The sequence below is a fragment of the Lysinibacillus sp. Ag94 genome, from assembly GCF_023242215.1.
GTDB lineage: Bacteria > Bacillota > Bacilli > Bacillales_A > Planococcaceae > Lysinibacillus.
Genome location: NZ_CP096780.1, coordinates 3,839,548 through 3,864,306, shown reverse-complemented (window position 1 = coordinate 3,864,306; position 24,759 = coordinate 3,839,548). Strand labels below are relative to the sequence as shown.

Here is a 24,759-nt window from a genome sequence, read left to right as displayed (position 1 = left end):
TCAATAAAAAAGTATAGGGCAATTGACTTTAATTCGACATTGGACGCCCAACTGATATGAATTGGGAATATTTAAAGATAGTATATAAAAATGACGTAAAGGCGGTCGGTTAACATGTTTATTCAACCAGAATGGCAGTATAAGCAAGAAAATGGTTCAGCTATGCATCAATGGGTGAAGCAAAAAGAAAATCCACTTCCAAATGATGTAGATATTATTTTGTACGGTGCTTTATTATCGTATGCTAGTAAACGATCCGAAAAGGCGGTGTATCCAACAGCATTTCGAAAGGCTTGGCCAAGTTTTCAATCTTATAATTTAGATGAGCAAGTAGATTTGCGTACGTTAGCAGTCGTTGATGTAGGTGATGTGGCCATCCATGGGACGGATAGAATGCTTTCAGAGTCTGCTATAGAAGCTGCAGCTGAAAGTTTAAGCACCGCATATTCTAAAAGTTTCACGTGTCTGATAGGTGGAGATCATGCGATAACAGCTTGCTCTCTTAGAGGAATAAAGAATGCTTTTCCAAAGGATCGCATAGGGATTATTCAAATTGACACGCATTTGGATGCTCGGAATCAGGAGGAAATTGGCTTAGCTATGGATTCTCCAATACAGCAGCTCATTGCAGCAGGCGTTGTAGAGGGGAAACATGTTTATAATGTCGGGTTACACGGCTTTTTTAATTCACCAGAAATGATTCACTACGCGAAAGAACAAGGGATACATATGATTACGTTAAAGCAAATGCGTCGAGATGGCATACAATTAACGATTCGTGAAATGCTCCGTCAGCTTATGTATGAGGTAGATCGTATATATGTATCTGTTGATTTGGATGTGCTCGATATTACATTCGCCCCAGATGTACCTGCTGCAGCACCAGGTGGTTTAACGGCCTATGAATTATTTGATATTCTAAAGCTCATTGGAGAAAATGAAGGAGTCCGCCATATTGACTTTGTCTATGCCGATCCAAAGGAGGGGGACCTACGCCCCGAAACAGTGAAAATGGGTGTGACAGCATTTTTACAATGGCTAACCGGTATTCGACTGGATTACCGCAATCGTATTCAAAAATATAACGTCCATGGTGTCGGTAAATAATCTAGTAAAAGTCGGCATCTCACGCAGGTCGTAAAGTGTGGTGGAATCAACTAAAAATTTTTATGGCCTATAAAAAGCTGTCGTTTTTGCATAAAAATTGTCCAGAACAAGGGGGCATATTGATAACAAAGGGGGAGGAAATATGGTGATAAAATTAGAATCCGAGCGTCTATGTATAGAGCCTTTTACTATGGATGACGCAGTCAGAATCAAAGAATTGGCTAATGATAAAAGATTAGCCAATATACTTGGGCTTCCGTACCCATATGAATTGAAGTTCGCACAAGATTGGATTGATATGCATCCAGAACTTCTAAAACGGGGAGTCGAATACCCCCTAGCACTTGTTTCAAAAGAATCGAGAGAAATTATAGGTACGATTACGTTAAGAATTGACAAGGTAAACAATAGAGGTGAACTTGGCTATTGGCTTGGTCAGGATTATTTGGGGAAAGGTTTCACAACTGAAGCTGTAAATAGCATGATTCATTTTGGTTTTATCGAACTAGGTCTTAACAAAATTTGGGCATCTGCCATTTCTAGAAACAAACCATCGACTAGGGTGTTAGAAAAGTGTGGATTGCGCAAAGAGGGAACATTGAGACAACATAGATTTTTAGTGGATACATATGAAGACATTGGTGTTTATGGGCTTTTAAAGACAGAATACCCCGTCTCGGCTCTCTAATAAAATGATGATTATGCCGGGCGTAATTGATGAAAGTTTAGGTACTGCATAAAATTAACACTATGCTATATATTGTAGATGTTCTCATATAGTTTGCTATAATAGACAATGCTTTATAAAAGTATGATAGATAAATACAATTATTGTATTGTAATAGAGAGGACTATTTATATGACAACAAAACCAAAACTTTTAATTGTGGATGGCATGGCGCTATTATTCCGTTCATTTTTTGCATCGGCTGCGATGGGGCATTATATTCGCCTGGCGGATGGGACACCTTCTAATGGTGCCCAAGGATTTGTACGTCATGTATTAACGGCACAATCTATTATGAAGCCAACCCATCTTGCTGTTTGTTGGGATATGGGTGCACATACATTCCGTAACGAATTATTTGATGGCTATAAGGCTAATCGTCCATCACCACCAGAGGAAATGCTACCGCAATTTGATATGGCGAAAAATTTATCGCAACAAATAGGCTGGCAAAATTTTGGTGTTAAAGGAATGGAGGCAGATGATTTAATTGGCTCAATGATTACAAAGTTTCAGGATGAGGCTGACATTACAGTAATTAGCGGAGACAAGGATTTACTGCAACTTTTAAGACCATCAGCGGAAATTGCTTTTACGAAAAAGGGCTACACAGAATATGACGTTTATACACATACACGCTTTCAGGAGGAATATGGCATCGAACCTATTCAATTTGCGCAGGTCAAAGCGTTTATGGGGGATACGAGTGACGGTTACCCAGGCGTTAAAGGTATTGGACCAAAGCAGGCACTTACGTTAATTCAAACATATGGTTCTATCGAAAATGTTCTTACGTCGATAGACGAATTAAAGCCAGGTCAACGCACGAAAATTAAAGAGAATATAGACATGTTGAAATTGTCACACGAGCTTGCAACAATTCAAACGAATGTACCAATCGAGGCAGATTTAGCGAGCTTAGTATTACCTAATTACGAGCCTCAAACGTTCAAAGAAATAGAAGAACGTGGCTACACATTAATCGCCAAGCAGGCACGCTCATTGTATTCGCTTATTTAACTTCTTTCAGCGGGATGTCCAAACATCTGTACCTGTTGCTATGCTTTCGGTACAAAAAACATTTATTGCTACCGCTACGCTTTCGTACAAAAAACATTTGCATGCCTAGCACAAAGCGGAATTTGGGCACTATTATGTCGAGGCATAATTGATTAACAAACATCATGGTCATCAACGCAGAGTATAGAAATATGCTCTGCTTTTTTATTGCTCATCATCATAAGTTGGGATGACATTTTGCTAATACGTATGTCATGTATAAGTTGATCTTCGTTACGACTGGGTGACTCCTTGGGATTAGAAATAGAGGGACGAAGGCAAAAACCATCACGTTCTGTGATAACGCCTTCGTGACCAACACCTTGTTGCCCCAAGCTACTCATCAGACCCCTCAGGAAGCTCTGCTCTGCTAAAGCAAAGCGACAGCAACAATGCGTCCAGTCGGAACGGAAATCAACCATACGTTTTGTGAAGCAACCTTATAATTTTTTGTAACCTTTTCCTAACCTCAAACGAATTATAAGCAAATAAGTAAAAGGAGGGGAAAGATTGATTGATTCAAATAACTTAGAATCAAGAATAGTTGAAATTTACAATTTGTATTACTTAGACGTTTATAGATTTCTAGTTTGTTTTACGGGAAATCAAAATGATGCTGAGGATTTGACCCAAGAAGTATTTATTCGGGTATTAAAAGGGTTATTGAATTTTAAAGGTAACTATCATTTAAAAACATGGATTTTTTCAATCGCAAAACATGTAGCAATAGATCACTACAGAAAGAAAAAGTTTGCCTCACTATTTAAGGACGCTTTTTTTAATCAGTTATCTTCGAATGAAAAGAAACCTGATGAGGAATTTGAGGTAACAGAATTAAAACAATGTATTCATGAAGCTATTGCTAAATTAAAACCTAATTATAGAGCAGTAGTCATTCTTAGAGGTATTAATGAATTTTCCATAAACGAGACTTCGGAAATTCTTCAATGTAGTGCGGCGAAAGTAAAAGTTGATTATCATAGAGCCCTAAAAGAGCTTAAAAGAAAACTGAATATTGAAATAGAGGGGGTTTTGACAAATGCAAAATGAAAAAGACTTATTTGACATGCTGAAAGAAATGTACCCTCAACATCCTAGAAAGGAATTTGTTTCTGCAACTGAAAATACTCTTAGACAACGAGCACGAAGCTTGGGTAAAAAAAGGATCTTCACAAAATTCTCTGTGATTACAAGCGGTGTTTTAGTTTGTGCATTTATTTTTTCATGGCTAATCTCTTTAAATGGGAGTGGCATAGTTTCAAAGGTAGCCCAAAGTGATGGAAGGGGGGCATTGTCTTATGCAATGGAAGAAAAGAAACCTGTGGTCTATATTTATCAATCACATAACAGGGAATCATTTTTCCCGGAGCTTCCTAAACAGCGGGCGTATAGAGAGCAGCCACCGTATAGTAATACTAAAAATGTAACACTGGTAGGTAAAGAGTTAAGTAGAGCATTAAAAGAAATGGACATTAATTCAATTCATGATGAGACAGATATAGACGGAATCTTAAAACAAAGGGGTTCATACTTTCCAGATTCATATAAAGTGTCACGAGAAAATTTACAGAAAGTTTTAGCTGAAAATGACAGCATTCGCATGGTTTTTGATATACATCGAGATTCTCAAAAAAGAAGTGAATCCACAATTGAAATGAAAGGGCAAGATTATGCAAAAATTAAATTTGTCGTATCAAAAACGAGTGGAAACTATGAAACGAATAAAATATTTGCCACTCAGCTTCATGAACAACTAGAAAAATTATATCCGGGACTATCCGTAGGTGTAATAGAAAAAGGGATTGATCCCCAAAATACTTATAATCAAGAACTCCATGATAATTCAGTATTATTAGAAGTTGGAGGTATAGATAATACGTTAGAAGAAACGTATAGATCAATGGATGTTTTTGCACAAGCTCTAAAAGTTATTCTTGAGAAGAGTAAATAAGCCTTGGTTATTGATGAAAAAAGAGCATGTCTAACATTGCAGGCACGCTCTTACTTAGTTCGGTGTAATTTTCACGAAGCTCAACACTTTTTCATTATCTTTAAAAGGAGCCGTTCGAATTTTACTTTCACGTTTAGGGCCGCCGTTATCATGGAGTATTAACCATAGCTCATCATTGCGTATTTCATAGCCAATGAGGGGAACCCAATGATAGGCAAAAGCAGATTTTTTATCGCACCAATTTAAGCTGAAATAGCGGTCAAAGCGTATAGCGACAGGGCGACCTGCATCGATTTCCTGCATAGCCTCCTTTAACGTACAGTCACGAATATCCCATGTCGGACGAAGCCGGCGCAGATTGCGAATTAGACGCCATTTAAATAACCCGATTTTGGTGCCACCGAGAAGTTTATAAAGCTTATTTACTGAAGGAGCTTGGTCCTCTAAATAATTTAAGACTACGTGTACAGTTGTAGGACCACAAGCTGAATTATGGTATTTTGGTGAAATGGATGCATCGTATTGAGACTTTCCAAGTAGCGACAGTTGCTGGCGCATCATATACTCCTTTTAAAAAGAGCCGCATTTCAAAAAGAAATGCAGCTCGTTTTTCCATTATTTTTTGTGCAGATAAAAATTCCGTTACTTGCGGCTGACGCTTCGCTTTCGCCACACATTAGAGCTGTTCTACGCTATTTTAGCCTAGTTAATTATTGTTGAGCAGATAAGAATTCTATAACTTGCTGAGGTGTTTTAGCATTTGCACTATGTAAGTGTGCTAATTTTTCACCGTTTTGGAAAATTAGTAGGCTTGGAATACCCATTACATCATATTTGTCCGCGATTTCTGGAAGCTCATCACGGTTTAGTTCATACCAGTCATATTGGTTGTACTCTTCGATAATTGGATCGATGAACATATTCATGCGTGTGCAATCTGGGCACCATCCAGCGTAAAATTTCACTAGAACTTTTTGATCACCTGAGATCAGTTCATTAAATTGTTCAGCAGTTGTAATTGTTTTCATTAGTATTTCACTCTCCTTGCTTTCCATTCTACACATTTTTTCCTCAACCTGAAAGTTTTCTGTTTGGCATTATCGCTATCTACTTATTGTTATGTTTTCGCTCGTAAAAAACAAAAAAAGTTGTATATCGAAAAAATAATTGGTGAAAAAAGATTGCTAAATGAGACAAAATAATCTAAACTAAAAACAGAAAAAGTAGTTTTATCTTTATTCAGCAGAAGATATTAACCTCTAATCCAAAATGGTAGCTGAATGAAGATAAGCCTCAGTCGTATGTCACAGATTACGCGTAAAATGATCTGGACAAAAATACACTAAGGCAAACTTGAAATTTTTTTGGCCAAAAAATGAATGGCTATTCATTCAATGGGAGAATAAGGGGGAATTGCTTGTGACTTACAATATTAAAAAAGCTGCTGTTCTAGGTTCTGGAGTAATGGGTTCTGGAATTGCAGCACATTTAGCAAACATCGGTATTCCAACATTATTATTAGACATTGCACCGAAGGAACTAACAAAAGAGGAAGAAGCGAAAGGTCTTTCCTTAGAGCATCCTGCTGTAAGAAATCGTATCGTTAACGGAGCGCTTCAAAAGTTATTAAAGCAAAAGCCAGCACCACTTACTTCTAAGAAAAATTTATCACTACTAACGGTTGGTAACTTTGAGGACGATTTAGAGCAATTAAAAGATGTAGATTGGATTATTGAAGTTGTCGTTGAAAATTTAGCGATTAAACAAAGCCTATATGAAAAAATTGATGCTGTACGTAAGCCTGGCACAATTATTAGTTCTAACACATCTGGCATAAGTATCGATGCAATGGCAGAAGGGCGTTCAGAGGATTTTAAAAAGCATTTCCTAGGAACTCACTTTTTCAACCCGCCACGCTATTTGAAATTACTTGAAGTCATTCCGGCAAACACAACAGCGCCTGAGGTTGTAAGCTTTATGAAAACATTTGGCGAAGATGTGCTTGGAAAAGGTGTCGTACTTGCTAAAGATACACCGAACTTCATTGCCAACCGTATCGGAACGTACGGTTTACTAATTACTTTACAAGAAATGATGAAGGGTAGCTATTCGGTTGGTGAGGTAGATTCTGTAACAGGTCCACTAATCGGTCGTCCAAAATCTGCAACATTCCGAACGCTGGATGTTGTTGGTTTAGATACATTTATCCATGTAGCGAAAAACGTTTATGATCAAACAACTGGTGAAGAGCAGCAAGTATTTGCAGTGCCAGAATTCCTACAAAAAATGGTCACAAACGGCTGGTTAGGAGCAAAATCAGGTCAAGGGTTCTTCTTGAAGCAAGGTAAAGAGATTCTTGAAATTAATCCAGCTACACTAGAATATAGCCCAGCAAAAAAATTAAAAACACCTTCTATTGAAATGGCAAAACAAACTCGTGGATTAGCCAATAAAGTAAAAGCACTAACTTATGCGAAAGATCGCACAGGAGAGTTGTTATGGGGTATTTTCGCTCCAACGCTAATTTACTCCGCGCAGCTACACGGTGAAATTGCTGATGATATTGTTGCAATTGACAATGCTATGAAATGGGGCTTCGGCTGGCAGCAAGGGCCATTTGAAATATGGGATGCAATCGGTGTCAAAGAGTCCGTAGCTAAAATGGAGGCTGAAGGTCGTGAAGTGCCGGCATTTGTCAAAGATATGTTAGCAAGCGGCTTTGAAACTTTCTATTCGGAAATTGACGGTGATCTAGCGTATTATAATGGCTCTGAATATGTAAAAGTGCCGGTAAATGAAAAAGAAATTAACTTAAAACGTTATAAGAAAAAGCACGGCGTTATTAAATCAAATACAGGTGCTAGTTTAATAGATTTAGGTGACGGAATTGCCTTACTTGAATTCCATTCCCAATCAAATGCAATTGGCTTGGACATTATTCAAATGATTAACTTTGCAGTCGATGAAGTAGAAGCTAACTATAAAGGCTTAGTCATCGGTAACCAAGGGAAAAACTTCTGTGTTGGTGCGAATCTAGGAATGATTTTAGTAGAAGCACAGGATGATAATATTTTTGAGCTAGATTTCGTTATTAAAGCATTCCAAGATGCAATGCAAAAGATTAAATACTCTCGTAAGCCTGTTGTAGCAGCACCTTTTGCTATGACACTTGGTGGAGGAGCAGAGGTTTGCTTACCAGCTGCACATATTCAAGCAACAATGGAAACGTATATGGGCTTAGTGGAAGTCGGCGTAGGATTAATTCCTGGCGGCGGCGGTAATAAGGCACTGTACCAAAAATTCATCAAAGGCTTACCAAATGGTGTTGAGGTAGACTATCAACATATTGCTAATAAAGTATTTGAAACAGTTGCGATGGCAAAAGTTTCGACGTCTGGCGAAGAAGCACGTGAAAATAACTTCTTAAACTTTGCTGATGGGATTTCTGTTAACCCAGATCATCAACTATATGATGCAAAACAAGCTGCACTAGCGCTTTATGAGGCAGGCTATCAACCACCTGTACCTGCAAAAGTTCCTGTAGTCGGTGCATCAGGCTACGGTACGCTATTAATCGGTGCGCAAGGATTGTTTGAATCAGGCTATATTAGTGAACATGATTTAAAAATAGCTAAAAAATTAGCGTATGTCATTGCTGGTGGTAAAGTTCCGTATGGCACATTAGTAGACGAACAATATCTATTAAACCTTGAGCGTGAGGCGTTCCTAAGCTTAGTTGCAGAACCTTTATCTCAACAAAGAATGCAGCACATGCTTTTAAAGGGTAAACCACTACGTAACTAAATTTAATTTCTTTCAGCAGGAGCCTCCTAACTTTATAAGTGGTGAGATGAATGCGAATTTAAGTCACTTTTTAGCGGGTATCCAACGTCCACTGAAATAGAGGAACTCAGTCTAAGAACGCCACGTCCTGTGGCAATGATTGAGTGACCAACATCCTGTCGGCCTAAAGCTTCGGAATCGGAAAGGCGTTAATAAAGGATGTTAGCCTAAAATCATCGCATCCATACGATAACGGCTAACTAACCTGCATCACGCAGGCCTAAGCACAAAGCCGATTCCGGACGCAATTATGTCCGAGGCATATTTGATAATACGAAATTAACCATACTTGCACATGAAACAAAGGGGGATTAATACATGCGTGAAGCCGTTATTGTAGCAGGAGCACGAACTCCGATTGGAAAAGCGAAGAAGGGTTCTTTAGCAACAGTTAGACCAGATGATTTTGGAGCGGTTGTTGTCAAAGAAACATTAAAAAGAGCGGGCTATGAAGGTCCGATTGACGATTTAATTTTAGGGTGTGCAATGCCTGAAGCTGAGCAAGGCATGAACGTAGCACGTAATATAGGAGCGCTTGCTGGGTTACCAGATACAACACCAGCGCTGACGATTAATAGATTCTGTTCATCAGGTTTACAAGCAATCGCTTTTGCAGCAGAGCGTATTATGCTAGGACATTCTAAGGCGATTCTTGCTGGTGGAGTCGAGTCTATGAGTATGGTGCCAATGGTAGGTAATACACCTCGTTTAAATCCAACGCTAGCAGAAACTGCTCCCCAATATTATATGGGGATGGGGCACACAGCGGAGGAAGTGGCACGTCAATACAATGTAAGTAGAGAAGACCAAGATGCATTTGCTGTTCGTTCACATGAGCTTGCAGAAAAAGCGATTAAAGAAGGTAAGTTCAATGATGAAATCGTACCAATTGAAGTAGAGCAGCATTATGTAGATGACAACAACAAGCCACAGGTGAAAAAATTCACGTTTAGCATGGATGAAGGTGTACGTCCAGGTACATCTGTAGAAGGTTTAGCGAAGCTTCGTCCAGCCTTCCATGTTAAGGGCAGTGTTACAGCTGGTAATGCCTCTCAAACTTCGGACGGTGCGGCGGCAGTACTTGTAATGGATCGTGAGGAAGCAGAAAAGCAAGGGCTGACACCAATGGCGAAGTTTTTAGGCTTTGCAGTTGGTGGTGTACCTCCTGAGGTGATGGGTATTGGACCAATCGTGGCAGTACCTAAAGCACTTGAAATTGCAGGGCTAGCAATTGATGACATTGATTTATGGGAAATTAATGAAGCATTTGCGTCACAATCCTTACAGGTCGTACGCCATTTAGGCATCGACCAAAATAAAGTAAATGTCAATGGTGGAGCAATTGCCGTAGGTCACCCACTTGGTGCAACTGGAGCCATTCTAACATTAAAGCTTATTCATGAATTGAAGCGTCAAGGTAAGAAGTATGGCGTCGTAACAATGTGTATTGGTGGCGGAATGGGTGCTGCAGGGGTATTTGAAATTTTATAATTCAACGTTCAAAGAAATAGAGATAGTTGCTAGATCAGCTTGGAGTGCAGCGTTTCCGGTTGCCTCCGAACACAGTGCTTCAAGCTTTTCTATATATAGGGGATTAAAGCTATTAACAATAGATAAATAGGGAGGAATTTAGCATGACAGAAAAAACAACGGATTTTATTAAAGGCGGCGGATTTATTATTGAAGATGTGGAATTAGATCGTGTATTTACACCAGAAGATTTCACAGATGAGCATAAAATGATTGCTAAAACAACTGAAGAGTATGTAGCAAATGAAGTGTTACCAGTCGTTGAAAATTTAGAACACCATGAATTTGAGCATTCGGTTCGTCTACTGAAAAGTGCAGGCGAACTCGGCTTATTAAGCGCAGATGTACCTGAAGAATATGAGGGTCTAGGATTAGACAAAGTTTCTTCTGCATTAATCGCAGAAAAAATGTCTGTTGCTGGCGGCTTCTCTATTACACATGGTGCGCACGTAGGTATTGGTTCTTTACCAATCGTACTTTTCGGAAATGAAGAGCAAAAGCAAAAGTATTTACCGAAGCTTGCGTCAGGTGAATTAATTGCTGCTTACGCATTAACTGAGCCAGGTTCAGGTTCTGATGCATTAGGTGCAAAAACAACTGCGAAGTTAAATGATGCAGGGACACATTATATTTTAAATGGAGAAAAGCAATGGATTACAAATGCAGGCTTTGCAGATGTATTTGTTGTCTATGCGAAAATCGATGGTGATAAATTCACGGCATTTATCGTTGAACGTGACTTTAATGGCGTTTCAGTTGGACCGGAAGAGAAGAAAATGGGTATCAAATCTTCTTCAACTCGTACATTAGTGCTTGAAGATGCAGAAGTACCTGTGGAAAATCTACTAGGTGAAGTGGGCCGCGGACACGTAATTGCCTTCAATATTTTAAATATCGGGCGCTATAAATTAGGGGTTGGAACAATTGGTGGCTCGAAGCGTGCATTAGAGCTTGCCATTCAATATACAAACCAACGTCAGCAGTTTAAAACGAAGCTGTCTGATTTCAATCTAACAAAAGAAAAACTATCAACAATGGCATCGCAATTATATGCATCTGAGTCATTAAACTATCGTACTGTAGGTTTATTTGAGGATCGTTTAAGTCAGCTAAGCCCAGATGAGCAAAAGCAAGGAAAAGTGATTGCTGGCGCAATTGCTGAATATGCTATTGAATGTTCTATTGCTAAAGTATTTGGTTCTGAGACGTTAGATTACATTGCAGATGAAGCAGTTCAATTACACGGTGGTTACGGCTTTATGGCTGAATACGAAGTAGAGCGTATTTATCGTGATTCTCGTATTAATCGTATTTTTGAAGGTACAAATGAAATTAACCGTATGATTGTACCAGGTACATTTATGAAGAAAGCATTAAAAGGTGAATTGCCATTGCTACAAGTTGCTCAAAACTTACAACAAGAGCTTCTTATGCTAATGCCTGAAGATGTAGGCACAGAGCCACTAGCACAGGAAAAATATCTTGTGAAAAATGCGAAGAAAATTGCTGTATTAGCAGCAGGCTTAGCAGCACAACGCTACGGCGCGAAGCTTGATCAAGAGCAAGAGGTATTGGTGAATATTGCTAATATTGCAAACCAATTATTCGCGATGGAATCAGCTGTATTACGTACAGAAAAAGCGATTGCTCGTGACGGTGCTGAAAAAGCGCATCAAAAATTACTATACACTCAAATCTTCTGCCAAGAAGCATTTGCAGAAATTGAAAAAGAGGCAAAAGATACGATTCTTGCTTCAGCAGACGGCGACGCTGCACGCATGACATTGTCTGCGCTCCGTAAATTAACTCGCAACAACCCATACAACTTAATCGCGAAGAAACGCGAAGCTTCTGTTAAATTAATTGAAGCAGAAAAATTTGTAGTTTAATATGACAGCTTTAACCTAGCTATCCACAGAGATGTGATAGCTAGGTTTTTTGAAAATAAAGTAAAGCAAAACGAGGGTTTTCCATTCCGGCTGGGCGCTTGGTGCGATTGTAGGCATTTTATCAGCGATTCTGAGTATCTTATCAGCGCTAGCATTTGGGGCGTCTAGCCACTCTTCGCTTTTGTTGCGGCTCATCGGATGCTAGTGGCCGGGAACTCCGATTAACCCACGCTTAGCATGAGGAGTTTCATTTTGGTTCGTAACGGTTATGATGGTATACTACAGAAAATGAGGGATACACTGAAAAGGTAGTTCCTAAAAATGATAGTAGAGGAGCCTATAAATGACGATTCAATTTATTCAATATCCGAAATGTACTACTTGCAAAAAAGCTCAAAAATGGCTAAATGACAATGGGGTTTCATACGAAGAGGTACACATTGTCGAACAACCACCTACAAAGGACGAATTATCAAAATTATGGCAAGCTAGTGGACAACCTTTAAAGAAATTTTTTAATACTTCTGGTATGAAATATCGAGAGCTTGGCTTGAAAGATAAACTCGCTACAATGACTGAAGAGGAGCAGCTTGAACTGCTGGCATCAGATGGTATGTTGATTAAACGTCCGATAGTAACTAATGGAAAAAAAGTTACTTTAGGGTTTAAAGAATCAGATTTTGAGCAAGCTTGGAAATGACGCTTTTAACTTGTTTCAGTAAAGGTTGTATGTAGTGAAAGCGAAGCGTCAGGTTAGAAGTCTTCACCTCTTTAGGTTTGAGATGAATGAGCATAATTGATTCTTGTTTTTATGGTAGAAGTATGGCACACTGAAAATGAATATATTACATATTTATGGAGGGGTTTTTGCATGAGCACACCTAAAGACTTACGTTACTCTGAAGAGCACGAATGGGTAAAAGTAGAAGATGGTAAAGTACGTATCGGTATTTCTCATTTCGCACAAGCTGAACTTGGAGATATCGTTTTCGTTGAACTTCCACAAGTTGGCGACGAAATCAAAACTGATGATCCATTCGGTAGCGTAGAATCTGTTAAAACAGTTTCTGAATTATACGCACCAATCTCAGGTACAGTAGTTGAAGTAAATGCAGATTTAGAAGATAGCCCAGAATTCGTTAATGAATCACCATATGAAAAAGCATGGATGATCGTTGTAGAGCCTGCTGATGCTTCAGAAATTGACAAGCTTATGACAGCTGAGCAATACGAAGAAATGATTGCAGAATAAGACAAGCCTTTAGCTTCTTATAGCAGGTGCCTAAACATTAGCAACAAGAAGTTACAGCCTCCGGCGGATGTCACGGAATCGGAAAGGTGTGCTTAAAGGATGTTAGCCTAAGATCATCGCATGCATGCGATTATGGTTAACTGACCTGCATCGGTAAAAATACCACGTCCTTGTGGTTTTACCGAAATGAACGACATCGCGTCGGCCATCGTGTAGGCCTAAGCGCAAAGTCGATTTCGGACGCAATTATGCCGAGGCATAATTAATTAGAAAAACGTCGGAAACTACCGACGTTTTTTTATTATCCTCATGCATTCTCCCACTATTGTTGGTGAAGTAAATGCAAGTATATTTCTTTATTAATAGGTATCTAACTGTATCAACGATAAGGTTTATTGATATAATGAATTATAAGGGCTATGTCTAAATGGGGGTGGCGTGATGTTCGAGGGAAAATGCTTAATTGTAGAAGGCCGATCGGATAAACTTCAAATCGAACCTATTTTAAATGAAGACGTAAAAATACTTTGTACAAATGGTACAATTGGTGTGCATCAATTAGAAGAGCTACTCGATCCATATGAGGGTTGTGAGCTTTATACATTTTTTGATGCAGATACATCAGGTAATAAGCTACGGGCATTAATGGACAGACATTATCCAGAGGCTGAGCATTTACGAACGATGCCAACATATAAGGAAGTTGAGACAACTCCGAGGAAAGTGTTAGCGGCTATATTGCTTCGTGCACATTTCTCAATCCATAATGAGTATATTTTGTAAGGTTGCGTGAAAAAGATGGAAGAATGGTCAACAGAGCAGTGGAACGCGGCTATCCAGTCCGGTGAAAAAGCTGCCTTTTATTTATATACGCCAATGTGTGGAACGTGCGCAGTTGCATCGAAAATGATGATGGTAGTTGAACAATTGTTGCCACAACTACAGATTGGTAAAGCGAATATAAATTTTATAGAGCAAATAGCTTATGATAATAAAATCGAAAGTGTACCATGTTTACTCGTATATGAAGGCGGAGAAATGACAGCAAAGGTTTATGCCTTTCAATCTGTACCGTATTTATACGAATTGTTAAAAAATTAATTGACGGAATATTAATCGCGTGGTAAAGTAACAAATATATTAAAAAAACAATAAATATATCGAACTCTTATAAAGAGCGGCGGAGGGAAGTGCCCTATGAAGCCCGGCAACCATCACAAACGTGAAAAGGTGCCAAATCACCCAAAGATTTATCTTTGAAAGATGAGAGAACGGTTTAGCGTATAAGTTACGTGACCCCTTCTACTTGTCTATAAGTGAAGGGGTTTTTTTAATAGAGGAACTCAGTTCTAAGAATGTCATGTCCTGTGGCGATCAAGCGAAGCGACAGCAACACGGTTTTTATCTGTGCGAAAGCGAAGCGACAGCAACACGGTTTTTATCTGTGCGAAAGCGAAGCGACAGCAACAACAAAAAAACGACTGAGTGACCTTAACGAGGCATAATTGATATGAGAAAAGGAGAATTCGCTATGATTAATCTTCAAAATATTACGAAGAAATACAAAACTACGAATGGCGAATTAACAGCAGTTAAAGACGTCAACCTTTCTATTAAAAAAGGTGAAATTTTCGGCATTATCGGCTATAGTGGCGCTGGTAAAAGTACAATGATTCGCTTGTTAAATGGGTTAGAAAAGCCTACATCTGGTACGGTGACGGTTAACAATCAAGAGTTTTCATCCATAAAGGGGCAAAAGCTTAGGGATGCTAGACAAAAGGTAAGTATGATTTTCCAGCATTTCAATTTACTTTGGTCTAGAACTGTTGCAGAAAACATCGCTTTCCCACTCGAAATCGCAGGTGTGCCAAAGGCAAAACGTGAAGCACGTGTGAAAGAATTGATTACACTAGTTGGCTTGGATGGGCGCGAAAAAGCATATCCATCACAACTATCGGGGGGACAAAAACAACGGGTAGGTATCGCTCGTGCACTTGCTAATAATCCAGAGGTATTGTTATGTGATGAGGCAACATCCGCACTCGATCCAGAGACGACAGATGCTATTCTTGATCTACTTGTCGATATTAACGAACGATTAGGTTTAACGATTGTCTTAATCACACATGAGATGCACGTTATTCGTAAGATTTGTCATCGTGTAGCGGTTATGGAAGCTGGAGAAATTGTAGAACGTGGCGAAGTATTACAAGTATTCCAAGCTCCACAAGCTGCCATTACGAAAAAATTCGTTTCTCAAATTACAGATACGAAGGAAACACAGGAAACTGTGGCACAAATTAAAGCAAATTATCCTAATGGACAACTTGTTAAGCTAATCTTTGTAGGAGAAAAAACAGAGCAGCCTGTCATTTCACATCTTGTGAAACAGTTTGATGTAGAAGTAAGTATTGTACATGGTAATATTTCGCAAACGAAAAATGGAGCGTACGGTACACTTATTGTGCAAATTGATGGCTTAGGTGCCAATGTTGCTGCTGCACTTAGCTACTTAAATACAGTCGAAGTACAAACGGAGGTGATTGCAAATGCTAACTAGTCTTTTTCCGAATGTCGACTGGGAAAAAATGTGGGACGCTACGTATGAAACATTGTACATGACAACAATTTCTACGGTTATCACATTTATACTTGGATTAGTAATTGGAATCTTATTATTTTTATCAAGTCCCAACCAACTATGGGCCAATAAAATTGTGAATTTTTTAACAGGATCAATCGTTAATATTTTCCGTTCGATCCCATTTATCGTCTTGATTATTTTATTAATTCCATTTACGAAATTTTTACTCGGCACAATTCGTGGCGCAGATGCGGCTTTACCAGCATTAATTATTGGGGCTGCACCATTTTATGCTCGTATGGTATTAATTGCTTTACGCGAAATTGATAAAGGTGTTATTGAAGCGGCTCGTTCAATGGGTGCCAAAACGTCAACGATTATTTGGAAAGTATTAATTCCCGAATCGTTACCAGCGCTTATGTCTGGTCTTACTGTAACGGCTGTAGCGCTTGTTGGTTATACTGCGATGGCCGGTATTATCGGTGCAGGTGGTCTAGGAAACTTAGCATTCTTAGATGGCTTCCAACGTAATCGCTCAGATGTAACTTTAATGGCGACTATATTAATCTTAATAGTAGTATTTGTTATTCAATGGATTGGCGACTTCATTACAGCGAAAACAGATAAACGCTAAAAAGAGCATCACACTACTAACATTTGGTTATCTCGGTTTTATACCGCTAACATATTTAATATAAGTAAAAAGGGAGAGTAATAAAATGAAGAAGTTATTAACAGGTTTATTTTTATCTGTATTAGTACTAGCTCTAGCCGCTTGTGGGGCTGGTAAAAAAGAAGAAACAGGCTCAAGCTCATCATCTAGTGATAGTAAAGAAAATGTAACATTAACAGTAGGTGCTTCGAATACACCACATGCTATTATTTTGGAAAAAGCAAAACCAACTTTAGCTAAAGAAGGTATCGATCTTAAAATTGAAAAATATCAAGACTATGTATTACCAAACCAACATTTAGAATCTGGCGAACTTGATGCGAACTACTTCCAACATTTACCTTACTTAGAACTTAGCATGAAAGAAAATGGCTATGACTTTGTAAATGCTGGTGCTATTCATATTGAACCAATCGGAATTTACTCTAAAAAATATAAATCTCTTGAGGATCTTCCAAAGGGGGCAACAATTTTACTTTCTAGCTCAGTATCAGACCACGGTCGTATGCTTTCATTGTTAGAAGCTAAGGGCTTAATTAAATTAAAAGATGGTGTTGATAAAACAGCAGCAGAAATAAAAGATATTGCAGAAAACCCTAAAAACTTTAAATTCGATGCAAATACAGCGCCTGAAATGCTTGTACAAATGTACGAAAATAATGAAGGTGATGCGGTTCTAATCAACTCGAACTTTGCAATCGATAATGGCTTAAATCCATTGAAAGATGCAATTTCTCTTGAAGATAAAGAATCTCCATATGTAAATATAGTCGCTGTGCGTGCAGGTGATGAAACAAAACCTGAAATTAAAAAATTAATAGAAGTATTAAAATCTAAAGAAATCCAAGACTTCATTATTGAAGAATGGAAAGGCTCAGTTGTACCAGTTAAATAAATAGAATTTACCGAAAAAGGGTATGTAAGTATGAAAAGCTTACATATCCTTTTTGCTTGTCGGAAAAGAATAAATCCGTATAGCTCTGGGTTCGTTCATAGCCATTTGCTGTATTATCCTCTATGAAATACTGTTACTTTTCGTAATGTTTGTCAAAAAAATACTATATCATTGCGGTCTTAAAGGGACCTTTTTTTGTTGTTTAAAGAAAGGTGTCTTTTATCAGAAAAATATAACTTTTTATCAAAAGAAGTCTTCTTTTGTATTTTATAACAAAAATATAATATATTTTAAAAGTGACTGATTTACCAATAATTTTGTATAGATATTGTTGAGTAATATTTATTACTATAGTTGATGTGTTTATAGATCAAAAGAATGATAGAAAAATAATGGAGGAGAATAAATATTTCTTACATCACTGGAGTGGACATAAATGAATAAATTAATCATTGTAGAAGACATCATGCAGGAGCATGATGTGAAGGGTTATTTTGAAATTTTGCGTGAGAGTGTTATTCGCTCGCGTTTAACAATGACGGCAGTCTTTTTTAAATTAGCTAGTTCCCCACAAGGAACTGATATAGAACGTAATCAAGTGAATCCTCAAATTTCAGCTTTTCTAACATCCAAAATACGAAAAACAGATTTACTTTTCCAATTAGCGGATGGCGTACATTGGGGAATATTTTTTCTGCAAAGTAGTGAAGTCGAGGCAAAGGCGTTTTTAAAAAGGATTTTTGCCATTCTTAAGCGAGAAAGGGAATATCAGCAAATAGCTTTAAAAGCCTCTATTACTGAAATAAGAAATAATAGCGTTAACTTTGAAACGTTGTTAGACAAGAATAAGCAAACACTAGCAAATGACGAACAGCCGATTTGGTCGATAGAACAGGTTACAGATTATCGTGTACAACCGATGGAACAAGTAAAGGTTAGTATTATTGAACAAAATGCAATCTTTAGAAAAGTGCTAGAAACAACGTTCACTCACTTAGACATCCCTCATTTTACGCTAGACGTTGCTACTTATGACGATGGCTATAGTTTTTTACAGTCCGAAACTTATAAAACAGGCCATATGCATTTAGTTATCATGAACGATATTTTACCACGTAAAAATGGCTTAGAAATTTTGCACATTTTACGAGAAATGCCGAATGAGAAAAAGTTCATCATTTATATGATGTCGGAACGAAACTCAGAAGGGGCGACACTTAATGCTTATGAAGGTGGAGTCGATGAATTTATCGTAAAACCATTTAATTTACGTTTGTTAGAAGCAAAAATCAGGAGAACATTTGCGAGGTTTTGGCTATGATCGAGCTATCGATTTCTTTTCTTTTAACGGTCATCGTTGTTTTATTAGTTATGTTATTTTTATTTACCATATATCTACTTTTGCAACATGAGCGGGAGATTCGCTTTGCAAAAACGCGTGATACTTATTTACAAAACTATTCACAGCACTGGTACAACTATTTGTTCAATGATGGAAATTTCTCTATGGTGCTTGTACCCCGTGGAAGAGCTCAAGTAGCAGCTATCGAAATAATCTTTTCATCGTATTTGAAAAATATAACGAATGAAAAAGTTGAACATAAAATCAAAGAGTTTTCTAATCACTATTTAAAAAAGTTTTATGACAAGGATTTAGCAAGTAAACGTTGGAGCATTAGGATGAATGCTTTATATCGAATTGCTGATTTACAGATAGATGAATTATTAGATATTTGTCAACAATTCGAGAAAACCAAAATTTCGGAGGAAGAATATTTTCAGTTGTTAAAAATATACTCTATTTTCCGACAAGAATTGTTTATCGAAAAAATTAAAGAATCGAGCATTCATTATTCTGAAAGCGAATATAGAAGATTATTTGTATTGTTAGACGATTCTGTATTTATTCGATTGTTTGAAGACTTTAATAGCTGGACGAAAAATATTCAATTCGCTGCAATTGATACTGCAGCTGTCAAAAGAAATATGCAATATATTGAGAAATTAAAACAGCTATTAACATACGAGGAACCAGAAATAAAAATAAGAGCATTAAAGGGTCTTTATGAAATTGGTGTCATTGATGAAATCGATCCTTATGTGCCATTTGTGGCATCAGATATGTGGGAAGTAAGATTAATGATTGCAAAAATCTTTAAGCATGTGCCGCTAGAATATACCTATGCTTATTTAGAACAGCTTCTTGAAGATGACAATTGGTGGGTACGATCACAGGCAGCAAAAACAATTGCGGAAAATAGGGAAGGAATTGCAAAATTACAGCAATTTATGGAGTCTTCAAACGACCAATATGCAATTGAAATGGCACAGGAAACAGTAGTCAGAAGGCAGGGGATCAAATGAAATTAATGTTAGATTATTGTATGTGGTTCTTTGGCGGCATTATTATGTTTTATATGTTATTCGTTATTGTTTCCTATTGCGCAATGTTTGTAATTGCCATGCTAGATTTACGCAAACGCTATAAATTAGATCCCTCAGAATATGATGATGCGCATATCGATGCCTTCTACTCAAAACCAGTATCCTTACTAGTCCCTGCTTACAACGAAGAGGTTGGAGTTGTAGATACAGTCTATTCTTTGTTGAATTTACGATATCCGCAAACAGAAATTATCATTATTAACGATGGTTCTACCGACACAACACTGCAAACTGTCATCGAGCATTTCCGAATGAAACCCGTTGATAAAATTGTTCGTACAAATATCCCTACAAAAGAAGTTAAACAAATTTATGAGTCAGAAATCTATAAAAATTGTATTTTAGTAGATAAAGAAAATGGTGGTAAGGCAGATGCATTAAATGTAGGTATCAATGTTTCGCAATATCCTTATTTTTGCTCTATTGATGGTGATTCAATTTTAGATGAAAAATCGTTACTTCGTGTAATGAAGCCAATTATTTTATCTGATGGTGAAGTGATTGCGGCAGGAGGAAATATTCGAATTGCCAATGGAGCGACAATGCAGCTTGGTTCTGTTACTGAAACCCACTTACCGAATAACTACTTAGTCATCATGCAAATAATAGAATATTTGCGAGCTTTTTTAATGGGGCGAATCGCTTTAAGTAAATTTAATCTTGTGCTTATTATTTCCGGAGCATTTAGTGTCTTTTCGAAGGAATGGGCTGTGGAAGCGGGCGGTTATTCAACGAATATTATTGGAGAAGACATGGAGCTTGTCGTGAATATTCACCGTTTGATAAGAAAGAAAAAAGAAAAGAAACGTATAGAATTTGTACCAGATCCTGTGTGCTGGACGGAAGCACCTCAGACATTAGGGGTTTTGCGAAATCAACGTAGACGTTGGCATCAGGGATTATTTGAAAGTCTTTGGAAACATAAAACGATGACATTCAACCCCAAATATGGCTTGTTAGCGTTTATTGCATTGCCTTATTTTTGGCTTGTAGAATGCCTAGGTCCAATTGTTGAGCTAGGTGGTTATATTTATATCGTAGTAGCATTCTTCTTTGGGAAAATCTATTATGAAGTAGCGGTAATATTGTTGTTGCTCTTCGTTATTTATGGAGTAATTTTTTCAATTGCATCTATACTATTCGAGGCATGGACAATGAACACGTACCCGAGAAAGAAAGAGCTATTACGAATGATACTTTTAGCATTTACTGAAATTTTTTGGTATCGACCACTCACTCTTTTATGGCGCTGTGAGGGATTAGTTCGGTTTGTGCTAAGAAAAAGCGATTGGGGCAATATGAAGCGTGTCGGCATTGCTGAAAAGGAGAAAAGTGTATGAAGCGAATATATATAGGGGTCATAGCTACTCTAATTCTCATTGTTACACCTATAGCATGGTGGTATTTGAGCGATGAAAAACCGCTGAACGTCGCGATCCTAGATAAAACGGTTCCGAACGAAACCTATCGAGAGCATTTAGGTGTGAACTGGTTTTTAAACCATTATAAATACACAATTGATCATCAACCATATGATGCACAAAAAAATTACTATGGTACGATTCCGAATGATAAAACGAAAAGAGTATCTGAAAAAAAGTTTCCGACCGACTATAGCAATTATGATGTTATTTATTTGGCAGATATGTATGGTGTTTATAAGGATGATTTAAATGAAAAAAAGCGTTTAGGTAAACGCTCAGAAAAAATTGTTGGTGGCTTAGAAATGGAAGAATGGCAATCAATAGTAGGTCGTTTAGCAAGCAACAAGAAAAGTATGCTTATAGCTGAATACAATACATTTGCGTCACCAACATCAGAGGCAGTTAGAAAAGAGCTACAAGACTATTTAGGCATATCATGGTCTGGATGGATTGGGCGTTATTTTGATGAGCTTGATTATCATAAAAACTCAGAAATCCCACAATGGGTCATAGATGAACATGGTGATAATTGGCCATATAAGGGCGGTGGCTTTCTTTTATTTAATGAAATTACCGAAAAGCTCATTGTGCTGGAACTGGACAAGCATGTAAAAACAGAAGGTATTCAGGTGCAATTTACGGAAGAAGGGCAAAAATTTTTTAATACCTCCGCTAGTGCAGAATATGGCTATTGGTTTGATATTATCACGCCTAAATATGCGGAGGATGCTCTTGCTAATTATAAATGGGACTTAACAAAAGGTGGAGAAAAACTATTAAAGGACAACGATATTCCGCAGCAATTTGCGGCTATCGTTTCACAGGATAAACGTTACACGACAAGCTATTACTTTGCTGGAGATTTCAACGATATGTCACGGGTACCGAACCTTTATAAAATAAAGGGTTTACCGACTATTTATAAATATGCTGAGAAGTATGCAGATAGTTCATTTTACTGGTCGATTTATATACCAGTCATGCATAAAATTTTTGAAACGTTTGAGCAAAAAGAGGTTAAGGAAAACGTTAATCATGAAAAACAAAATTATAATGCACGTATTAAAGGTGAATCATTTGAAGTCTTACACGATGGGAAATGGGAGCCGCTAGTCTTTAAGGGCGTTAATATCGGTATGGGGAAACCGGGAGCATTCCCTGGCGAGGCGGCAATTACGGAAGAAGAGTACTATCGCTGGTTCCGTCAAATTGCTGAGATGAATGCCAATACGATTCGCGTCTATACATTACACCCACCAGGTTTTTATCGGGCACTTGCTAAATACAATGAGGAAAACCCAGATAAACCATTGTATGTATTGCATGGTGTGTGGATTAATGAGGAAGGCTTGTCAGATTCACTAGATGCCTATGATGAAACTACCTTAAAGGATTTCCAAGTAGAAATGAAGCGCATGGTAGATGTTATCCACGGTAATACTTATGTGAAGCCAGTAGCAGGACATGCTTCAGGCTTATACGATGTTGACGTTTCAAAATTTGTTATTGGCTGGGTGCTAGGAATCGAATGGTATCCGCACATGGTAGTCGGTACGAACGAAAAACACGCTAATATAGGCGAATACAATGGGACGTATTTTGAAACGAAAAATGCTGCACCATTTGAGCATTGGTTAGCGGAGCAAATGGATCTTATTACTACTTATGAAAAGGATAAATACAATTGGATTCGCCCAATGAGCTTCACAAACTGGGTAACAACCGACTTGCTAGACCATCCTTCTGAACCTTCTGAGGATGAAGATTTGGTTGGAGTCAATCCAAATGTCATTTATACGAAGGGTGAAATGCAGGCGCCAGGACAATTTGCTTCTTATCATGTGTATCCATATTACCCTGACTTCTTTAACTTCGACCAAAAATATTTAAATTATAAAGATTTCCGGGGCAATAACAATAGTTATGCAGGATATTTAAAAGACTTACATCAAGCTCATCGTATGCCTGTCCTTATTGCGGAATTTGGAATCCCAGCAGCTCGCGGGATGACACATGAAAATGTTTATGGCTGGAATCAGGGGCATATGTCCGAACAGCAGCAGGGTGAAACACTTCAACATTTATATGAAGATATTATGCATGAAGGCTTGCTAGGAGGTCTTATCTTTACATGGCAGGACGAGTGGTTTAAGCGAACTTGGAATACGATGGATTATGATGACCCGAATCGTCGACCATTTTGGTCCAATGCACAAACGAACGAACAGCAATTTGGCGTGCTAAGCTTTGATAGATTTAAAGTAAAAGTAGACGGCAATACAACAGAGTGGAAAGGTACACAACTGTACAATACCTCACCTCCAGATACAACAGATTTTGCTGTCGATTATGATGAAAGATATTTGTATTTCAAATTAAAAAGTGATGTTTTAGAAAAAGCTTCACCTCGTATTTTACTTGATGTAGTACCAAATCAAGGGAATACTTCGGCGACATCAATAAAAGATATGACATTTTCAAATGGTGTAGATTTTATGGTGGAATTAAATAAAAGTGAAGACTCTCGAGTTGTCATAGATCAGTACTATGATTTTTATGATTATTTTTACGGTCACAATTTAAAAATGATTCCGCCTCGTATGGCAGCTGTGACAAAAAATAGTGGTAAGTTTGCACCGATTAACTATGTGCTAAATAAACAGCTATATTTACCAGAGCAAAAAATTACAACCGATTTTAGTTATTATGAAACCGGGAAGCTGCTTCAAGGGAACGCCAATCCAAAAGCAAAAGATTACAATTCGTTAGTGGACTATACGTGGACGGATGATAATGTGATTGAGCTAAGAATTCCTTGGCTACTAATCCAAGCAAAAGATCCGAGCCAGCGTGAGTTTATCGGAGATCTATATAAGGATGGGAAGGAAGCTTCGACTAAAGTCGATAATATTTATATTGGTGCCGTTTTTGTAGATAAAGACGGTAAGGTTGTAAAATCTTTACCAGAGACAAATGGTCAAGTCTTACCGAAACTTTCACCTTATACTTGGGAACCATGGCAAACACCTAAGTTTGAAGAGCGTCTAAAACAATCATATTATATTTTACAAAAATTATTTAAAGCATATTAAATGAGAGCTTAGGATAGGTAAGTTTTTGCCTATTCTAAGTTTTTTTGTTTATTACTAAAATTTGGGATGATCGTTGATAGAGTGGGGACTAAGCGACTCCTTGGGGATTAGCAATAAAGGAACGAAGGCTAAAAGCATCACGGCCTGTGATAACGCCTTCGTGACCAGTTGGCCCGAGACCCTGGAGCGAGCATCGCGAGTGAAGCAGCTATCGGACGCCCCCAGGAAGCTTGCTCTGTAGCGACAGCAACAAATGTTTTATCTGTGCGAAAGCGAAGTGACAGCAAC

At 37.9% G+C, this 24,759-nt stretch carries 22 protein-coding genes and 1 riboswitch; of the genes, 19 read left to right on the top strand and 3 right to left on the bottom strand.

Translation table 11 applies throughout. From position 1 onward, the window contains the following. The first annotated feature begins 114 nt into the window (after window positions 1–114). From MY533_RS18115 to MY533_RS18105, 3 genes are all read left to right on the top strand, one after another. Complete coding sequence (locus MY533_RS18115) at window positions 115–1,107, top strand: agmatinase family protein (RefSeq protein ID WP_248717041.1); 993 nt, start codon at window positions 115–117, stop codon at window positions 1,105–1,107. Between the two features lie 142 nt (window positions 1,108–1,249). Further along, window positions 1,250–1,795, top strand: coding sequence for a GNAT family N-acetyltransferase (locus MY533_RS18110; RefSeq protein ID WP_248717040.1), 546 nt, complete (start codon window positions 1,250–1,252; stop codon window positions 1,793–1,795). 171 nt (window positions 1,796–1,966) lie between these two features. Then, on the top strand, window positions 1,967–2,854 hold the full coding sequence (locus tag MY533_RS18105) for a 5'-3' exonuclease (RefSeq protein ID WP_248717039.1): 888 nt from the start codon (window positions 1,967–1,969) through the stop codon (window positions 2,852–2,854). A gap of 152 nt (window positions 2,855–3,006) precedes the next feature. Here the strand turns inward: MY533_RS18105 and MY533_RS18100 are convergent, their stop codons facing one another. After that, window positions 3,007–3,228, bottom strand: coding sequence for a hypothetical protein (locus MY533_RS18100; RefSeq protein WP_248717038.1), 222 nt, complete (start codon window positions 3,226–3,228; stop codon window positions 3,007–3,009). 175 nt (window positions 3,229–3,403) lie between these two features. Between MY533_RS18100 and MY533_RS18095 the strand changes: the two genes are divergently transcribed. Next, the gene (locus MY533_RS18095; RefSeq protein WP_248717037.1) at window positions 3,404–3,943 is read left to right on the top strand and encodes an RNA polymerase sigma factor; all 540 of its coding nucleotides are present in this window, start codon (window positions 3,404–3,406) and stop codon (window positions 3,941–3,943) included. Continuing rightward, entirely contained in the window at window positions 3,933–4,844 is a 912-nt protein-coding gene (gene spoIIP / locus MY533_RS18090; protein ID WP_248717036.1) for a stage II sporulation protein P, read from the top strand. Before MY533_RS18095 ends, spoIIP begins: the two co-directional genes overlap by 11 nt. Before the next feature lie 54 nt (window positions 4,845–4,898). On the opposite strand, the gene MY533_RS18085 is transcribed toward spoIIP, so the two are convergent. Together MY533_RS18085 and MY533_RS18080 are read right to left on the bottom strand one after the other, a co-directional pair. Then, window positions 4,899–5,402: a C39 family peptidase gene (locus MY533_RS18085; protein ID WP_248719236.1), complete on the bottom strand. Its 504-nt coding sequence runs from the start codon at window positions 5,400–5,402 to the stop codon at window positions 4,899–4,901. Between the two features lie 152 nt (window positions 5,403–5,554). Continuing rightward, window positions 5,555–5,899, bottom strand: a complete 345-nt coding sequence (locus MY533_RS18080) for a thioredoxin family protein (protein ID WP_256469537.1) — start codon at window positions 5,897–5,899, stop codon at window positions 5,555–5,557. Between the two features lie 364 nt (window positions 5,900–6,263). Between MY533_RS18080 and MY533_RS18075 the strand changes: the two genes are divergently transcribed. From MY533_RS18075 to MY533_RS18010, 14 genes are all read left to right on the top strand, one after another. Further along, window positions 6,264–8,648 (top strand): 3-hydroxyacyl-CoA dehydrogenase/enoyl-CoA hydratase family protein, encoded by a 2,385-nt coding sequence (locus tag MY533_RS18075; RefSeq protein WP_248717034.1) that lies wholly within the window; start codon window positions 6,264–6,266, stop codon window positions 8,646–8,648. 357 nt (window positions 8,649–9,005) lie between these two features. Then, complete coding sequence (locus tag MY533_RS18070) at window positions 9,006–10,178, top strand: acetyl-CoA C-acetyltransferase (protein WP_132361843.1); 1,173 nt, start codon at window positions 9,006–9,008, stop codon at window positions 10,176–10,178. Window positions 10,179–10,321: 143 nt separating this feature from the next. Further along, window positions 10,322–12,106 (top strand): acyl-CoA dehydrogenase FadE, encoded by a 1,785-nt coding sequence (locus MY533_RS18065; protein ID WP_248717033.1) that lies wholly within the window; start codon window positions 10,322–10,324, stop codon window positions 12,104–12,106. A gap of 343 nt (window positions 12,107–12,449) precedes the next feature. Further along, the gene (locus MY533_RS18060) at window positions 12,450–12,806 is read left to right on the top strand and encodes an arsenate reductase family protein (RefSeq protein ID WP_132361839.1); all 357 of its coding nucleotides are present in this window, start codon (window positions 12,450–12,452) and stop codon (window positions 12,804–12,806) included. A 171-nt stretch (window positions 12,807–12,977) separates the two neighbouring features. Then, window positions 12,978–13,358, top strand: a complete 381-nt coding sequence (gene gcvH / locus MY533_RS18055) for a glycine cleavage system protein GcvH (RefSeq protein WP_132361837.1) — start codon at window positions 12,978–12,980, stop codon at window positions 13,356–13,358. 441 nt (window positions 13,359–13,799) lie between these two features. After that, entirely contained in the window at window positions 13,800–14,141 is a 342-nt protein-coding gene (locus MY533_RS18050) for a toprim domain-containing protein (RefSeq protein WP_132361835.1), read from the top strand. Between the two features lie 15 nt (window positions 14,142–14,156). Continuing rightward, a complete protein-coding gene (locus MY533_RS18045) occupies window positions 14,157–14,459 on the top strand; it encodes a thioredoxin family protein (RefSeq protein WP_132361833.1) in 303 nt (100 codons plus the stop codon). 64 nt (window positions 14,460–14,523) lie between these two features. Further along, window positions 14,524–14,628: riboswitch (SAM riboswitch) on the top strand. Window positions 14,629–14,889: 261 nt separating this feature from the next. Continuing rightward, the gene (locus MY533_RS18040; protein WP_248717032.1) at window positions 14,890–15,918 is read left to right on the top strand and encodes a methionine ABC transporter ATP-binding protein; all 1,029 of its coding nucleotides are present in this window, start codon (window positions 14,890–14,892) and stop codon (window positions 15,916–15,918) included. Next, window positions 15,908–16,576, top strand: coding sequence for a methionine ABC transporter permease (locus tag MY533_RS18035; protein ID WP_132361827.1), 669 nt, complete (start codon window positions 15,908–15,910; stop codon window positions 16,574–16,576). The genes MY533_RS18040 and MY533_RS18035 overlap by 11 nt, the downstream gene beginning before the upstream one ends. A gap of 85 nt (window positions 16,577–16,661) precedes the next feature. Beyond that, a complete protein-coding gene (locus MY533_RS18030; RefSeq protein ID WP_248717031.1) occupies window positions 16,662–17,510 on the top strand; it encodes a MetQ/NlpA family ABC transporter substrate-binding protein in 849 nt (282 codons plus the stop codon). 436 nt (window positions 17,511–17,946) lie between these two features. Next, window positions 17,947–18,831, top strand: a complete 885-nt coding sequence (locus tag MY533_RS18025) for a response regulator (RefSeq protein WP_248717030.1) — start codon at window positions 17,947–17,949, stop codon at window positions 18,829–18,831. After that, window positions 18,828–19,874, top strand: coding sequence for a HEAT repeat domain-containing protein (locus MY533_RS18020; RefSeq protein WP_248717029.1), 1,047 nt, complete (start codon window positions 18,828–18,830; stop codon window positions 19,872–19,874). Before MY533_RS18025 ends, MY533_RS18020 begins: the two co-directional genes overlap by 4 nt. Further along, window positions 19,871–21,295, top strand: a complete 1,425-nt coding sequence (locus tag MY533_RS18015; RefSeq protein ID WP_248717028.1) for a glycosyltransferase family 2 protein — start codon at window positions 19,871–19,873, stop codon at window positions 21,293–21,295. The genes MY533_RS18020 and MY533_RS18015 overlap by 4 nt, the downstream gene beginning before the upstream one ends. After that, on the top strand, window positions 21,292–24,471 hold the full coding sequence (locus MY533_RS18010; protein ID WP_248717027.1) for a hypothetical protein: 3,180 nt from the start codon (window positions 21,292–21,294) through the stop codon (window positions 24,469–24,471). Before MY533_RS18015 ends, MY533_RS18010 begins: the two co-directional genes overlap by 4 nt. Window positions 24,472–24,759 lie beyond the last annotated feature (288 nt).